The sequence below is a fragment of the Mucilaginibacter conchicola genome (genome assembly GCF_003432115.1).
Classification (GTDB): domain Bacteria; phylum Bacteroidota; class Bacteroidia; order Sphingobacteriales; family Sphingobacteriaceae; genus Mucilaginibacter; species Mucilaginibacter conchicola.
The window spans coordinates 150,314-166,902 of sequence record NZ_QWDC01000002.1; the positions used below are offsets into that span (position 1 = coordinate 150,314).

The 16,589-nt window shown below is 45.7% G+C and carries 13 protein-coding genes; 3 read left to right on the top strand and 10 right to left on the bottom strand.

Annotated features, from left to right (window positions below):
- Window positions 1-133 precede the first annotated feature (133 nt).
- Both bshA and D0C36_RS10295 read left to right on the top strand, forming a co-directional pair.
- A complete protein-coding gene (bshA, locus tag D0C36_RS10290; RefSeq protein ID WP_117392726.1) occupies window positions 134-1,270 on the top strand; it encodes an N-acetyl-alpha-D-glucosaminyl L-malate synthase BshA in 1,137 nt (378 codons plus the stop codon).
- A gap of 62 nt (window positions 1,271-1,332) precedes the next feature.
- Window positions 1,333-1,824, top strand: a complete 492-nt coding sequence (locus D0C36_RS10295) for a hypothetical protein (RefSeq protein ID WP_117391543.1) — start codon at window positions 1,333-1,335, stop codon at window positions 1,822-1,824.
- 77 nt (window positions 1,825-1,901) lie between these two features.
- Here D0C36_RS10295 and D0C36_RS10300 read toward each other — a convergent pair whose 3' ends face one another.
- Both D0C36_RS10300 and D0C36_RS10305 read right to left on the bottom strand, forming a co-directional pair.
- Window positions 1,902-3,035 carry a lactonase family protein gene (locus tag D0C36_RS10300; RefSeq protein ID WP_117391544.1) on the bottom strand — a complete coding sequence of 378 codons (1,134 nt, stop codon included), beginning with the start codon at window positions 3,033-3,035 and terminating at the stop codon, window positions 1,902-1,904.
- A 338-nt stretch (window positions 3,036-3,373) separates the two neighbouring features.
- On the bottom strand, window positions 3,374-4,780 hold the full coding sequence (locus tag D0C36_RS10305; RefSeq protein ID WP_117391545.1) for a pseudouridine synthase: 1,407 nt from the start codon (window positions 4,778-4,780) through the stop codon (window positions 3,374-3,376).
- Between the two features lie 290 nt (window positions 4,781-5,070).
- On the opposite strand from D0C36_RS10305, the gene D0C36_RS10310 reads away from it, so the two are divergent.
- Complete coding sequence (locus D0C36_RS10310) at window positions 5,071-5,811, top strand: lytic transglycosylase domain-containing protein (protein WP_233524464.1); 741 nt, start codon at window positions 5,071-5,073, stop codon at window positions 5,809-5,811.
- A 106-nt stretch (window positions 5,812-5,917) separates the two neighbouring features.
- Here the strand turns inward: D0C36_RS10310 and D0C36_RS10315 are convergent, their stop codons facing one another.
- The 8 genes from D0C36_RS10315 to D0C36_RS10350 all read right to left on the bottom strand — a co-directional run bounded on the left by D0C36_RS10315 (window position 5,918) and on the right by D0C36_RS10350 (window position 16,559).
- Window positions 5,918-7,213 carry an esterase-like activity of phytase family protein gene (locus D0C36_RS10315; protein ID WP_117391547.1) on the bottom strand — a complete coding sequence of 432 codons (1,296 nt, stop codon included), beginning with the start codon at window positions 7,211-7,213 and terminating at the stop codon, window positions 5,918-5,920.
- Window positions 7,214-7,359: 146 nt separating this feature from the next.
- A complete protein-coding gene (locus tag D0C36_RS10320; protein WP_117391548.1) occupies window positions 7,360-10,746 on the bottom strand; it encodes a glycosyltransferase in 3,387 nt (1,128 codons plus the stop codon).
- 51 nt (window positions 10,747-10,797) lie between these two features.
- Window positions 10,798-10,959, bottom strand: a complete 162-nt coding sequence (locus D0C36_RS10325) for a FeoB-associated Cys-rich membrane protein (RefSeq protein WP_117391549.1) — start codon at window positions 10,957-10,959, stop codon at window positions 10,798-10,800.
- Between the two features lie 54 nt (window positions 10,960-11,013).
- The gene (locus D0C36_RS10330) at window positions 11,014-12,210 is read right to left on the bottom strand and encodes a hypothetical protein (RefSeq protein WP_117391550.1); all 1,197 of its coding nucleotides are present in this window, start codon (window positions 12,208-12,210) and stop codon (window positions 11,014-11,016) included.
- Window positions 12,211-12,407: 197 nt separating this feature from the next.
- The gene (locus D0C36_RS10335; RefSeq protein ID WP_117391551.1) at window positions 12,408-13,253 is read right to left on the bottom strand and encodes a type 1 glutamine amidotransferase; all 846 of its coding nucleotides are present in this window, start codon (window positions 13,251-13,253) and stop codon (window positions 12,408-12,410) included.
- Window positions 13,254-13,360: 107 nt separating this feature from the next.
- Entirely contained in the window at window positions 13,361-14,458 is a 1,098-nt protein-coding gene (locus D0C36_RS10340; RefSeq protein ID WP_117391552.1) for a carboxylate-amine ligase, read from the bottom strand.
- A 159-nt stretch (window positions 14,459-14,617) separates the two neighbouring features.
- On the bottom strand, window positions 14,618-15,754 hold the full coding sequence (locus D0C36_RS10345; protein WP_117391553.1) for an ATP-grasp domain-containing protein: 1,137 nt from the start codon (window positions 15,752-15,754) through the stop codon (window positions 14,618-14,620).
- 97 nt (window positions 15,755-15,851) lie between these two features.
- A complete protein-coding gene (locus D0C36_RS10350; RefSeq protein WP_117391554.1) occupies window positions 15,852-16,559 on the bottom strand; it encodes an esterase family protein in 708 nt (235 codons plus the stop codon).
- Window positions 16,560-16,589: the final 30 nt, after the last annotated feature.

Below are 16,589 nucleotides of genomic sequence, written 5' to 3' on the forward strand. Positions count from 1 at the left end.
AAATTCTGATTCAGAATCCCCACAATCATTTTACACACCTGTAACACATTTATAATAAAATGCTGTTAAACTTGCATGCTCTTTGGAAGGGGTGTACAAAGCCTGCCAGGAGGGCTTAAATCTTTCGATATCAATGAAAATAGGAATAGTTTGTTATCCTACCTTTGGGGGCAGCGGCGTTGTAGCTACTGAACTGGGCAAAGCCCTTGCCGATCGCGGCCACCAGATCCATTTCGTTACATATAATCAACCCGCCAGGTTAGACTTTTTCTCTGAGAACTTATTTTACCACGAGGTTTCGGTTGCGCAATATCCTCTTTTTGACTACCCCCCTTATGAGCTTGCACTGGCCAGCCGTTTGGTTGATGTGGTAAGGTTTGAGAAGTTGGATATACTGCATGTACACTATGCCATTCCGCATGCATCTGCCGCATTTATGGCTAAGCAAATATTGACTACCTACGGCATCAGTATCCCGGTGATCACTACCCTGCACGGTACAGATATTACGCTTGTTGGCCAGGATAATACACTAAAACCGGTGGTTACTTTCTCCATCAATAAATCTGACGGGGTAACAGCGGTATCAGAGCACCTTAAGGCCGATACTTACAAGTACTTTAAAATAGAGAAGGATATCCGCGTGATACCCAACTTTATTGATATGAACCGGTTTAGCTTAAAACCTAAAGACCATTTTAAGAAAGCCATTGCGCCAAACGGCGAGAAGATAATGGTGCATACCTCAAATTTCCGCAAGGTTAAACGTACCGAGGATGTTATTGAGATGTTTGCGCGCGTAATAAAAACCATCCCATCAAAATTACTAATGGTAGGCGATGGCGGAGAGCGCTCATTATGCGAAAAACTGAGCCGAACTTTAGGTATAAGCGAGCATGTGCGTTTCCTGGGTAAACAGGATGCTATTGAAGAGATCCTATCTGTTGCCGACCTGTTCCTGATGCCATCTGTATCAGAAAGTTTTGGTTTGGCTGCACTTGAGGCAATGGCCTGCAAAGTACCTGTAATAAGCAGTAATGCCGGTGGTTTACCCGAGTTGAATATTGAAGGCGTAACCGGCTTCTTGTTAGATGTTGGCGATGTTGAAGGCATGGCCCAAAAAGCTATCTATATTTTAGAGGATGAGGAGCGCTTACAACAGTTTAAAGAAAACGCCCTTGAGCGTGCTAAGCAACTGCAATTGAGCAACATAATGCCGCTATACGAGAGCTATTACGAAGAGGTTATAGAAAACAGCAAACATCAATAACCTTTTGGCTTGATTTGTGTTATTGTAGCAAAACACACAACAAATAATAAACATAATCAACCATGAAAAAGATATTTCAAACAGCAATTGCAGTATTAGCCTTAACCTTTGTTATTTCAGCCTGTTCATCTACACAAAACACACAATCGGGCGGCACATCATCTGCCAACGTATCGCGTGGTAAATTTGTGGGCACATGGGTTTGTAATAACGTAAGCTACCAGGGGCTGTTGCCAAACGCGGTACAAAACGTATTTGACCAGGCACCACCTGCAGCTTTTGTAGGCAGTACATGGAAATTAACCAATAGTGGTAACGGTATTTACACACTTACAAATGGCCAGTCTCAAACCATTTTCTGGTCGGTATTTAATGGTAATGGTGCAACCCAGTTCCAGTTTAAAAAACTGTACGAGGGTGATAAAGCTAAAAACGTGGCAGAAGGTTACCGCCTTGATGTTGGCCAGTTTGCCGGCACAAACATGACATTACTTTCGCCGGTTGCCATTGGTAACGGCACAGGCTATATTGTATATACTTTTACTAAGCAATAAGGATTTAATTTTAGCCAAATAAAAAGCCCGGAGCAGATGATACTGTTCCGGGCTTTTACTTTTATCGGGGTTTGATATTATTCTGCATTGGCAAATTTTATACAAACCGGGTTACCGATTTGCGCGCGACTAACAGCCTGCACAATTTTGCCGGTTTCAGCATCAAGCTTGTATACAAATATATCGTTGCTTTGCTGGTTAGCCACCAAAAGGAAACGACCTGTTGGGTCTATCGCAAAGTTACGCGGGCCCTTACCGCCGCTTGGCTGGCGCTGTACAAAAGTAAGCTCGCCGTTTTCAGGGTTGATAGAGAATACAGAGATATCGTTGTAATCGCCCCGGTTTGAGGCATACAGGAATTTACCGTTTGGCGAAATATGAATATCAGCCGCGCCGGTTTCTCCTTTAAAATTCTCAGGCAGTAAAGATATCTCCTGGCGTTGTTTTGGTTTACCACCGTTATAATCAAAAACCACAACAGAACTGCCCATCTCTGTAATTACATACATATTCTTCTTATCGTTAGAAAAAGCAATATGCCTTGGGCCATCGCCGGGCTTAACACTAATGGCTGTGCCTTGTGATATCTGATCTTTCTTAGCGGCTTTGTATTTAGCAATATGGATCTGATCTGTGCCCAAGTCAGTATACAGCACTTGCTTTTCATCTGGCGATAGTACTGCTGTATGTACGTGTGGTTTTTCCTGGCGCTCTTTATTAGGGCCAAGTTTTTTGGCATCGCCACCTATGGTCATGGCCGCAGGGGCAATAGAACCATCCTGGTTTAAAGGCAATACGCAGATGTTACCTCCTGAGTAGTTGGCTACTAACAGGTTCTTTTGCCCTTTATCTACCGTTACATAACAAGGTGAGCCACCCAGGGTTGATTGCTTGTTAATAAACTCCAATTTACCATACTTAGGATCAAAACGGAAAGCACTTACCTCACCCTGGTCGTTCTCGTTAACAGCATATACAAATTTATTGTCGTTTGATACAGCAACGTACGATGGGTTACTAACGCCTTCGGCTTCGTTCATTAAAACCATTTTGCCGGTTTCGGTATAGAAACGGTAAACTGAAATACCTTTACTGGTGCCGCTGGTATAAGTACCAACAACAAGGTCGAATTTTGACGGATAAGCAGGCTTTTTTTGCGCCATACCCAAAATAGGTGTCAGCATAGTAGCAAGTATCAATAATTTCTTCATCTCGTGTTAAATGGTTTATAATGCAAGGTAATAAAATATGCGTCTAATTATAAGTATCAAAAGCATTACGGGTTATGCATAAGACTGAAAGGAATGTGATGGGTTTAAACTGCTCCTTTCTTAATTCAGTATCAGCCCCGCAGTTGACTCACCCGGTCTACGCTACGCTGGACCACCCTCTCCGCTGCAAGCAGCAAAGAGGGTTAAAACATTGCTTTTTTTCCCTCTTTACGCTCACGCAGAGAGGGTCGACGAGCGAGGCAACGTCAGGGTGAGTAAAATGCGCTTAAACAACAAAGGCACCCAATGGGTGCCTTTGTTGTTATGTGTGTATATGATTATACAAGGTGTTTCAGTTGGATAACTTCTTTTTCATCAAGGTATCTCCAACGGCCACGCGGAAGATCTTTTTTGGTAAGGTTAGCGTAAACCGAACGATCGAGCTTTACTACCTCGTAACCTAATGATTCAAATATGCGGCGCACAATACGGTTTTTACCGCTATGGATCTGTATACCTATCTCTTTTTTGCTACCACCCGTTACGTACGATACGCTATCCGGTTTTATAAAACCATCCTCAAGCTCTAAACCGAAACCTATTTTGTTCAAATCGCCCTGGGTAAGGCTTTTGTTCAGCTCAACGTTGTATAACTTAGTGATGTTGTTACGCGGGTGCGATAGTTTATCAGCCAGGTCGCCATCATTAGTCATCAACAATAAACCGGTTGTGTTACGGTCTAAACGGCCTACAGGATAAATACGCTCGCGGCTGGCTTTTTCAACCAGGTGCATAACCGTACGGCGCTCCTGCGGGTCATCAGTAGTGGTGATATAATCTTTTGGTTTATTCAACAATACGTACACCATACGCTCGCGTTTAAGCGGCTCGTTGTTGTAACGTACCATATCTTTAACAGGGTCAACTTTGTAGCCCAGTTCTGATACAACCTCACCATTTACTGATATTACGCCTGCTTCTATCAGCTCATCGGCCTTACGGCGGCTGCAGATACCTGCATTGGCAATGTAACGGTTTAATCTTATCAGGCCATCATCCTTCTGTTTAGGAGCAGGTGCGTTTTTACGACCACGCATGGTACGCGTAGGTGCTTCAGCATTTCTGTCAGAATCCCTGTCGTCGCGTTTTTTGTAGCCCGTTGTAGTGCTTTTAAAATCTTTTTTACCGGTGCTGTTAGCGTAACCGCTGCCACGGCCTTCGCCGAATGATCTTTTCGGGCGGTCGCCTCCCTCTGTAGGGCGCGGGCGGAATGGACGGTCGCTGCCACCTTCGGTCGGGCGCGAGCTATAAGGGCGATCGCCACCTTCGGGCCTGCCGCTGTATGGTTTGCCTTTACCAAACGGCTTTTTGCCATTTGCCTGCTCGCCATAGCTGCTGCGTCTTGGGCGGTCGCCATCGGTAGGGCGTGCACTGTATGGTCGGTCGCCACTTTCGGGGCGGCCGGTGTATGGTTTATCTTTTCCTGCGTAAGGTTTTCTGTCGCCGGATGATGGCGCATCAAAACGCCTGCCCGGTTCTTTATCACCGAACTCTGCTTTACGCGAAAATGGTTTTGGATTAGTTGAATTTGGTCTTCTGTCTCCGTATGGTTTTTTATCACCGTCACGGCTTCCGTAAGGTGCGGAAGAAGATGTTCTTTTTGTGTTTTCGGCACTGCCTTGCGGGCGGCCTGATCGTCTGTTTGGCTTATCGTCGCGATTACCTGTTGGTCGTTTAAATACCATGTTTTTTTGTTTTGCGCTTTCGCAGCGTGAAGGGTCAAAAGTACGAAAATTCCGGGATTTTACTCTACCAAAATCATTTTTTTTAGCCGGTTCAAAATCGCCGTTTAAACCACTTTAAACCGCGATTTTTGAACTATTTTAAAATTCTCAAAACACTAAGCCCTATGCAACTGTTTGACAGTCTGCCTCATATAACGTACCTTTGCGGCACATTATACCAGAATGTTTAATTAATGAATAGAAAAGAAATGACTAAAAAACACTTAATTACGTGCTCCGTAATCGTAGTGATGGTTATCATTTCCGCACTTAACATTTTCAGTACAACACCGGCAATTCCGGCAGCAAAACACATCTCGTTAGCGCCTGTAAACTTCCTGTTCAGCAAGCCTGCTGTAGCAGAAGAGGCAGCTTTCAATTTTGCCGACGAAGCATTGCCACTTAACGACAAAAAAGTAGATTTTAAATTAAAAAAATCAATAGCAAAACACAGGTACAAGGCCGTTCAGTCAAACGTGTTACATGCTAAAGCCGACAAGATGTTTCCAATTATCGAGCCAATTTTAAGAGCTTACGGTATCCCCGAAGATTTTAAATACGTGCCGTTGGTAGAATCGGGCTTACGTGAGGGTACGTCGCCAAAGGGCGCAAGGGGTGTATGGCAGTTTATGCCGGGCACAGCACGCACCTACGGCCTAAGGGTTAACCGCAAAGTAGATGACCGCTTAAATCTGCGCAAATCAACCATTGCGGCCTGCAAGTACATTAAAGAACTGTACCAGGAGTTTGACAGCTGGACTTTGGCTGCCGCTGCCTACAACAACGGTTCGGTTAAACTGGAACGCTCAATAAGGAAGCAAAATGAGGATAACTACTTCCGCATGAGCCTTAACCGCGAAACAGGTTCTTACGTTTACAAACTTATTGCTATGAAGGAGATCATCACGAACCCCGAAAAATACGGCTATAAGGACTACTACAGCTATAACCAGCTACAGCTACCTGAATTTTTGGTAGCCTACAACAATTAAGTAATTGTATAAATTACGGAGCACAAAAAATTAGAAAAGGCCACCCATTGGGTGGCCTTTTTGTTTTGCCGGGAAGCCGGCTATGTATAGTTTAATCAGGGGCTTGTTACAATTTTATCTTCACAAAGTAGATGCTGTTATGGTCTACATTGCCGGTAGCAGGCAATATTTTTTGTGCAAAGGTATTTGAACCATTATCAACCACACCAAAATCATCATCGTTTGAGATAGCCAGGATGCCGTTAGGCAACAGGGTAATACCTTCGGCTTTATCATGCGGGTAAACTTTTGGCAGATCTTTCAACAGGTCTAATACAAGCGTTTTGGTTACCGGCGTGATGCCTGCGCCTTGCAAACCTGCAGCAGTGCCTAACTCCTCTACCGTTTTGCCACCGTATAATTTACCGTTGGCACCGTTATCAGCATCTGAAATGTCGGTTGCGTTGCTGATATCTATCTTAAAGATCTTTTTGAAAGTAGCCGGATTGGTTGGTGCGCCACCATACAAGCCATCGCGCTCAATAGTAAGGAAAGTAGTAGCGTTAACAGCAGTAATCTCGCTGCAGCCGGTAAGTGACGGATCATCCATCAGATAAGCATATTGCTTTGTTGCACCGGTTTCTATGTTGAAGGTAAGTATGCGCAATACAACAGAATTACCAATGGCGGCCTTGCTTGGGTTATACATTGGCGACTGCATTAAACCTACCAGCGTTTTACCATCAGGTGTAATGGTTAAACCTTCCATACCACGGTTGGCGCGGCGTTTGGCAAACACCAAAGGTATTTTGCGGCCTTTTGTACCAGTCCCAAACGGATTGATACGTTCTATAGTTTTGCCTGTAGCATCAAAGTGTACAATGTGAGGGCCGTATTCATCGCTCACCCAGAAAGAGCCATCGGCGGCGCGAACAAGGCCTTCAGAATCGATACCATCGGCGCTGGTTTGTAACATATTGCCGTTAAGGTCATAAGGAATCTCACCGGTTGCGCCCTGCCCTGCCGGGTTTGGCAAACCGTTAAGCTTAACGCCATCTGCATTTTTAAATTCGATGGTTTGTTCTAAAACCAGTTTGCCATCCTTTAAACGGAATTTACCGATAGCCGGAGTAAAATCGGGCTTGCCTAAAAGTATGGTGTTGGCGGCAGTACCCGCAACGTTAGGGCCGCGGTCTGTCATCAGGTAAAAAACGTTGGGATCACTCGGGTCGGCAGTTATGGCTGAGCCGAAACCGCCGTTATAAACTTTTACACCGGCACCTGTGGTGAATAGCACGGCAGGGTCTGCTGCTTCGGCCATATCAGGATATGAGAAAGGATCAACCTTAACGCGGTCTTTTTTACATGCCGTGAAGCTAACAGTAGCGGCAACAGCAAGCATGGTGAGTAAATTGTTTTTCATTTGAGGATTAGTTAAATTTCCGCAAATGAACTCTCACAATATAAACTTCACATCAACCCTGCATTAACTGTTAAAGAATAGTATTTAACTCAAAACAAAAAGGCTACCCTTAACGGATAGCCTTTTTGTTTATACTATAGCTTATGCTAAACCGGTGGCTCGTCTCCGCCACCTATCAGTTCGCCTTTCTTCATTTTTACGTTACCGGTACGTTTCAATACGCCCCATGTACCCAACTCGCCTTTTAAGGCCTTACGGATGGATTTGAAAAGGATGTAGTACATCAGCTGTCGCCAGATGAAACGTTGCGGTATAAGGTAAACCAGCTTGCCGTACGGCTCCTTCTCCATGCGGAAGGCAATGGCCCCCACTATAAAATCTACCAGCAGGAAGGCTACGTAGAATACCAGCATCTTCTCGGGGTGGCTGCCGAACAGTCCCAATATCATGATCAGGTCCGCCAGCGGCGAGAACAATGGTAATATGATCTGGAAGATGAGGATATTTGGCATCCCCACCATACCAAAGTAATTGAACTTTTTATTGAACAGCGCATCGCGGTTTTTCCAGAAGCTCTGGATAACACCGAAGCTCCAGCGGAAGCGTTGTTTTAATAAGGCATTCAGTGTCTCAGGCGCCTCGGTGTAGGCAATGGCCTCTGCACAGTTTTTCACCACGTAACCTTCTTTAAGAATGCGCATGGTTAAATCGCAATCCTCAGCCAGGGTATCATAGGTAAAACCACCCGCCCTGAATATTGCCGACTTGCGAAACGCGCCGATAGCACCCGGCACTACCGTTATACTATTGATAATATCAAATGCACGGCGATCCATGTTCTGGGCCGTGATATACTCTAACGACTGCCATTTGGTGATCATATTGGTCTCGTTACCTACCTTAACCGTACCTGCCACCGCACCTATCTGCTCATCGGTAAAATAGGTCATCATGTGGTAAATGGCGTCGGTTTTGAGCTGGGTATCGGCATCAATACAGATCACATAATCGTTATTGGCGTGGCTTATACCAAAGTTTAACGCTGATGCCTTACCACCGTTCGGCTTAGTAAATACCTGCACCTGCGGATGGTTGGCATAAGCCTCACTTACCACCTGGTAAGTAGTATCTTTTGAACCGTCGTCCACAAAAATGATATTGAATACCGGATACTCCGTTTTCAATAAGCTCTCTATGGTTTTTATAGCGGTCACTTCTTCGTTATACGCCGGCACGATGATACTTATCGGCGGCAACTCATGGGCAACGTTCTGGATCTTCTTATTAACCGAGAACTGGCGTGTTGCCAGGATGCCTATCAAAATAATACGCCCCATAGCCAGGAATATGGCAAACAGGAATACGTAGAAGAAGAACTTATTACCGAGGAAGAAACCTACTACTACGATATCATAATAATGCCCCCAGAAATTCTGCTCGTCTTTTGCCACCGGCATCAGGTCGTCCTTGCTTTTATCCAGGATATCTGCAATGGTGGTAAACTGGTAACCGTGCTCTTTAAAATAATGGATTATAGCGGGCAGGGCTTTCACCGTTTCTTCGCGCGTATCGCCACCGGCATCATGCAGTAATATCATACTGCCGTTATCTTTTTGGCGAATGGTACGCGCAATAATACTGTCTGCTGTAACGCCCGGCTGCCAATCCCACGGGTCAATAGATTCACCAATGGTGATATAGCTTTGTTCGCGACTTTTGGCTACCGGAATAACCTCTGCCAAGGTTTGCGGCTCGGCATCGGCGTTAAATGGCGGGCGGAACAGGATGGTACTGTGCCCTGTTATCGATTCGATAAGTTTACGGGTAGAGTTCAGCTCCAGGCTCACCCTGTCCAAACTAATGGTTGATATATCCGGGTGGAAGAACGTATGGTTACCTATCTCATAACCCTCATCATAAATGCGTTTAAGCAGTGGGATGTTCTTCTCCACCATTGATCCTACCACAAAGAACGAGGCCGGTACCTTTTCCTTCTTCAGGATATCCAGTATGCGCGGGGTAAAGTCAGGATCGGGACCATCATCAAACGTTAAAACTATTTTGCCAGGTTTGTAACCATAACGGCGGATAACGTATTTGGTAGGTAGCTCAATGTATTTTTGGTTGGTGATGGTGTACGTTTTGGTATCCATCGATACATCTATCTTACCCGTATGCGGCTCTGTTACCAGGTCTAAAACCTCACCACCTTCACCTGCGTAATCTATCTTGTTGTTCAGACCAACGGTATCTAACCTGTGCAGGTCAAATCCGGTTTTCTTCAGTGAATCTAACGAAAGGTTCTTTTGGAAAAAGGTCCACAGCCTTGGGTCTTCGGCTCCCATGCGCCAAAGGGCAACACCACCGGTTGCCCAGTCATCAGCCATGCGGATGATGTTGAAATTGGTAGCCGCATCAGCAAAATACACGGTGTGGTTCAGGCTATCAGAACCCAGGTAGTTGTAATGTGAATTAGCCGACTCGGGGTTATAGGTAATGGTCTTGTTATTCTGTTTGGCCTGGCTCACCGCCTGCGGATAACCAATAGCTGTACCTACACTGCTCTCGGGCCAATCGTATCCACCACCGGCAACGGTAAGCATAACCTTTTCGCTCGGTATTTGGCTGCAAACATAATCCAGTATTTCCTCAACCCAATGCTGGTGCGATATATCGCCCGGGTTACTGCTATCGTTATGCTGATCGATAGCCATTATAAACAGAAAATCGTTTATTTTGGCCAGCCTTTTAAGATCAAACTCCTCATCATAAGGCGTTACGTTTTGCGTTACCAGCAAGTTTTGCTTATGGAAGATGCTGTAAAGGTCTTCCTCAAAAGCGATCATCTCCTTACTATTGCGGTTTTTTACATCCTCAATATCAAGGTTTATACCGTGAAAACTGTAGCGCTTAAGCGTGGCTGCCATACTGTTGATGAATGCCGTGCGCAGTTTTTTACTTTTAAAAATGCGCTCAACATCCTTTACATCGTAGCCGCCACGTACGTTATCATAGTTTACGTAGTTGGATAGCGTTACCAGTACTTGCTTTTTGTATTTTTTATTTAGGTTGATAAGGCCGGTATCAATGCCTACCTTAAGTGTATCGGCATTAGGCGAAAAGGCAAAACCCTCGGTAACCACCATATCCAGCCTGGCAATATGATCAACCAATGAGTTGTATGCCTGTGCTTCCCAGGCTTTGTAGAAACCGGCATTGATACGGTTGTCATTATTCGGATGCTTAAGCTGATGTAAACGTTTTGCACGCGCAAGCGCCTCTATCTCGGCTTTCTCTATCTTAAAATCTTCGTAACGTTTTGATTTTTTAAGGGCCTCGAGCTTTTCTTTGGTAAGGCGGGTTGGCGCCTTATCGAGATTGGGAAGGTCAGGGTATTGTTTTGAGGTAATGGTAATGGCAGCAGCTACTGCACCTACAATAAGTATTACTACAATTACGCGGCTAAGCCATTTAAAACGGTTCCACCTGCCGGGATTATCGGCCTGAAATATCTGCCTGTTGTTTGAGGACATGAAGGGATCTTAGGGGTTAAAAAAATGATAAGGTAATTATCAAACCACAGACTACTTAGATTGTTTGCCCGGCTCAACGCCAGAAAAATCAACCCCGCACTTGCAGTTGCTGCCGCAGCTCTTTTTAGCAAACAAGCTTTTGTAAATAATACGGCCCACGTAAAAAACGGCAACGGCAAATAGTATCGCTATGATAATGACCTGTACATTCATGTCGCAAAATTAATATTAATATATACGTTTTGTGTGCTAAAAAAGTATCCCTGCCTATTTATGCATAAATGCCACAGTGCCGCCCACCCAGTCGAAATCGGCATTGTAACGCACACCTATCATTTTACCCCGGCTTAGCCTTGCCAGGTTAATGGCCAATGTAGGTTTTTCATGCCCATCGGGCCATAAATACAACAGTCGTATTTCTACCTTTACGCCACCATCCGGTGATTCAACAACGGGTACATAATCTACCTTTTCCTGCAGGATCCAGTTCTCAGGGTCGGGGAGTTTCTCTATGTCCCCATCCATAATATCAATGATAACACCCTGCCCCGCAAAGCTGAACAATGGTTTAAGCACATAATTCTGCAGATCATCGGGCATGGTGGCCAGCTTGTGCACAAACTGTGTTTTTGGTACGTACCGCCCCCGCAAGAAAGGCATGGTATATTTACTGATGCGGTAGAACCAGTTGGGGTGCGTTATCCATTCCACATCCAACGGCTGGCGGATATCTACTACTTTATTAAATATATCGGGGTCGTTCTCTATCTCATCAAATATCAAGCGGTTGTAGATGCGGCGGATACGTTTCTTTTCGCCACTTTCGGTTTTGTAGAATAGCTGGTCGCCTTCCTGTAGCAGACCGGCAAGGGAAACAACCGGTGTACCGATGTATTTCTCGGTAATGTAAAAGTCTACAGCGGTTTTCTGATGGGGCGCGTTCACATCCATCAGCACCACTTCATCGGGCTGGTAAGGGCCAATGATGGTTTCTTTCAGCAGATCGATGTAGCTGCTTTTAGTAAGATCATTAAAAAATATGGTTTGGTTGCCGGGCACATTAAAAGCGTGGCGGTAGTTTTCGCCCAGCTGCACCTGAAAACCATACAGCGAGGGGAAGCCCTGCATCTCTATCAGTTTGGGCACGATGTTGCCGGCATCGTCCTTACACACGCCAAAATCCAGAGCAATAAAATGTGAGTGATCGTTCTCATTGGCTACGCGCCATTTTTCGGGGATGGCCTTTTCGCTTAAATCCTTAAAGTTAGACGCAGTTATTACATCGATGATGTCCTGCCCTGCCTGTATCAGCTTATCGCGAAAATCATCCGTAAGAAACACGGGCGTTTCTGCTACCCTAAACTCTACGGGTTTGTGCAGCCCGGTATTCAGGTCAACCAAAAAATCAGCATACTTTTCCTCGGTGAAATTCTGGTTAAATATGGTTCTGACAGATGGGTTCATAGGTGGTAGTGTTTGATTTTAAAAACCTTTGTCATTATCAAAAACTATGTCATTGCGATCCGCCGGCTGGCGGAGAAACAATCTCAGAGGACAAGCATATCAGACCTGCCTATGAGATTGCCACGTCGCTGCCGCTCCTCGCAATGACATAGTTATATATTTTTCATATAATTTCTAACGCAGGCTACCCTTTAATCTTACGCTCCCGCTTCCAGTTTCTGATACTTCAATACCGCTTCATCCAAAAAATTAGGGATAATGGTGTGTTGAGTATGTACTATCTTATCAGGATCCTCAAGGCGCTCCAGCATCTCGTTGTACTTGGCTTCGCCGTGCTCGCTGATAACGTCGGCTTTTTTGTCGTCGCGTTGTAGCAGCAGGCTCATACCGTGGGCATCTGCCTCGGGGTGAAACTGCGTGGCAAAAAAGTACGGACTAAACCTTATAGCCATCATGGCACGCGGCAGGTCAACATAAGGGCGCTCTTTTTCCAGGGCGACCAACTGCATACCTAACTCTTTGAAACGGCTTTCATCAGGATTGATCACCTGCCAGCTGCGCGAATCAACGGTGTAGAACGGATCGCTCAGGCCCTGAAAAACCTGCTCCCGGCTACCCTCACCTACAATATGCACCGGCAACACCCCAAACGACGGCGAACGGCGGGTGCTGATCTCGCCCAAACCATATTTGCGGCACATCAGCTGGAATGAGTGGCATACAAAAAACACGTGCTTTTTATCGCCGCTGTTACCCAGGTTATGGTCTTCCAGTTTATCTATCAGGTTAAAGTAATTGCGCTCCCAAACGCTGCCCTCACTATCCAGCGGACTGCCCGGGCCTCCGCTCGATATATAAGCATCAAAGCCCATATCAGGCACTTCTGCCTTGCCGCGTACATCAAATACCTTATAAGTTAAATTTAAATTGTGCTGCGTTCTATAGCGCTCCAGTATCTCCCGGAAACCCCGCATCCCCTCGTTTGCCACGCCATCGTACAAATCTAATATGGCAACCTTTATTTCCGGTTTGTTAGTGTTCATAAGCCCCCTTTAAATCTCCTCCGCCAGTTGGCGGAGAGACTTTTTGATATTTAATTTTATGTTTAAAGCCCTCTCCTTCGGAGAGGGTTTGGGAGAGGCGTCCTTGCTTAAATCCCTTTTAACGTTTGTGATGTGATATAGTCTACCACGTCTACAAAGTTATTATTTTGGTTGTAAACAGCCAGTTGTCTGTCGGCGCCGGTACCGTGTTCCAATATTTTGTGTACATAGGCTAGGTCATCGCGCGAACCGAGTTCGTCAACCACATCGTCTACAAAATCCAAAAGCTCTAATACCAGTGAGCGGGTGTTCACTTCCATTTCTTTACCAAAGTCTATCATTTTGCCATCGATACCGTAACGGGCAGCGCGCCATTTGTTCTCATTGATTAAAGCGCGGGAGTAGTTAATGAACTTCATGTTCTGTGCCCGCAGCTTGTACAGCTTGGCACAAAGCGCCTGGAACAATGCCGTGAAGGCTATGGTTTCATCAACCAGCATAGGGCAATCGCATATACGAAACTCAATGGTCTCGAAGAACGGGTGCACACGGATATCCCACCAGATCTTTTTGGCATTATCAATACAGTTGGTTTTTACCAGCAGTTTAATATAGCGGTCGTATTCTTCAATACTGCTGAAATAATCAGGGATGCCCGTCCTCGGGAATTTATCGAATACTTTGGTGCGGAATGATTTGAAACCTGTATTTCGGCCTTCCCAAAAAGGCGAGTTGGTTGACAGCGCATAAACGTGCGGCAAAAAATATCGTACCTGGTTGGCAATGTGTATAGCCATATCGCGCGACTGGATACCCACATGCACATGCAACCCGAAAATAAGGTTGGAGCGTGCGGCTTCCTGCATCTCGTCTACTATTTCAAAATACCGCGGGTGGTCTGTTATCAACTGGTGTTGCCAGTGCGAAAACGGGTGTGTCCCCGCCGCGCCAATGCGCAGGCCAAGGTCGCCGGCCAGTTGGGCCACGGTGCCGCGTAGTTTGGTTACCTCGGCGCGGGCTTCCTGGGTGTTACGGCAAATATGCGTACCCACTTCCACCACAGCCTGGTGCATTTCGGCCTTTACCTGGTCTTCGTGGATCTTTTGTGCACCGTCAACAATTTTTTGCTCGTGCGATGTGAGTTCCCTGGTCACAGGGTCAATCACCATAAATTCTTCTTCAACACCTAAGGTGAACTCGTTCATAATTGGTTAAGGGTTATTGGTATCTTCTCATTTTACTCACCCGATCATCGCTACGCTCGACCACCCTCTCTCCGCAAGCGGAAAGAGGGATTTTTTTCTTTTTAGTACCCTCTTTGCGGAGCAGAGAGGGTCGACCAGCGATAGCGCCGTCGGGGTGAGTTATTTCTTCGCCTTCTTAGGCGCTGCTTCCTTAGCTGCAGCTACTTTCTTTGGCACCGCCGCCTTTGCCGGTGCAGCCTTTTTAGGTGCGGCTTTCTTTTTCGCCTTACCTTCTTCAGCTATGGTATGGTCTATAGGCCCTTCTGTTACAGGATTTGCCTGCAGGCTGATGGTTTTGGCCACGTACAGTTCTTTACCGGCAACGGATGTTTTTAAATATTCGCCCCAGGTAAGATTATCGCGGTCGTCTTTTTGTTTTTTGGCGCGCTCAATGGCGTAGCTTGCTGCGGTTTCTACTACCCAGTCGAAGTTTTCCTGGCCTACGCTGGTCACTTCGGCATCAGGGGCTGGGTTACAGAAATCAATAGCGTAAGGGATACCATCCCGCACGGCAAATTCCACCGTATTAAAATCGTAACCTAAGTATTGGTTAAGGCGCAAAACATAATCGGTTATGGTTTCCAGCATTTTTTTGGATGCCGGTGCTTTGCCATGCTCATAACGCAGGTGATGCGGGTTACGAGGCTCGTACTGCATAATGCGTACATGCTTACCGCCAATGCAGTAGCAACGGAAATAATCATCAAAAATGATCTCTTCCTGCAGCAGCATTACCAGTTGTTTGGTTTCCGCAAATTTCTCCCAAAGGTCTTCGGCACTGCTTATTTTATAAACATCGCGCCAGCCGCCCCCGTCAAAGGGTTTCATATATGCCGGGAAACCTACATAGTTAAACATTGCTTCCCAATCCAACGGGTAAGCCAGGTTACGGAATGATTTATCTGATGTATTATCCGGGTGATCTTTTGATGGCAGTAACACCGTTTTTGGTACCGGCACACCTATTTTAGTGGCGAGGGCGTTGTTAAAGAATTTCTCATCTGCGCTCCACCAAAAGGGGTTGTTGATAACCGCAGTACCGGTAATAGCTGCATTCTTTAGCGATGCGCGGTAGAATGGCACATCCTGCGAGATACGGTCAACAATTACCGAATAGCCCAATGGCTCGCCCTGCAGCATCTTATCAATGCGTACAAACTCGGCACTGATGCCTTTTTCTGCCTTCTCGTTGATGCGGTCAACAAATGCCTGCGGAAATGAATTTTCCTGCCCGAATAAGATGCCTATTTTTTTCATGGTTTTTGTTTAGTGCCGGTTGCGAGAGCCGGACATGTTTCTTTAAGATGTATATTCTAATGTAGCTGTCTTGATTCTTGTCTCTTAATTCTTGATTCTATTTTATCGTACTCAAATAATGCGGAAACATTGCCTTCCATATCGGCCAGTCGTGTTTGGCGTTGGGGCGGATGTCCAGCCAGTGGTTGATGTTCTTGCTATTTAAAATATTTGATAGCGTGACGTTGTACTCCTTACAGATATCCCAGTCTGATGTACCCAGGATGATATTCATTTGCCACAAAGCCCAATTATCGCTACCAGGCAAATAATCTACAGGGTTATTGTAAAATATATTATCGTCGTAAAAGCCATCCGTAAACATTTTGATATCAAAGGCGCCGCCCATGGTAAAAAGGTGGCCTACTTTCTCGGGGTGTTTAAAGGCGAAATTGGCTGCATGGTACCCGCCAAAACTACATCCGGCTACGGCAACTTTATTAACCCCGGTCTCGTGCATGGCCCAGGGCGCCAGCTCTTCCAGCAGCATTTTATCGTACCAGGCGTAACGGCGGGCACGATCAGCCGGGTGGATGCCTTTATCATACCAGGTAATATCATCAATGGTTGAGGGGCAATAAATTTTCACCAAACCTTCGTCGATAAACCAACGTACACTATCAATAAGGCCATGGTCTTTATTTTGATAGTAGCTGCCTTTGGTTGTAGGGAACAACAGCACGGGATAACCGCGGTCGCCAAATACCAGCATTTCCATGTCGAGGTTTAAGTTTGGCGAGTGCCAGCGGTGATATTGCTCTTTCAATAGTTATCTATCTTTAAGATGGTAAGTTAA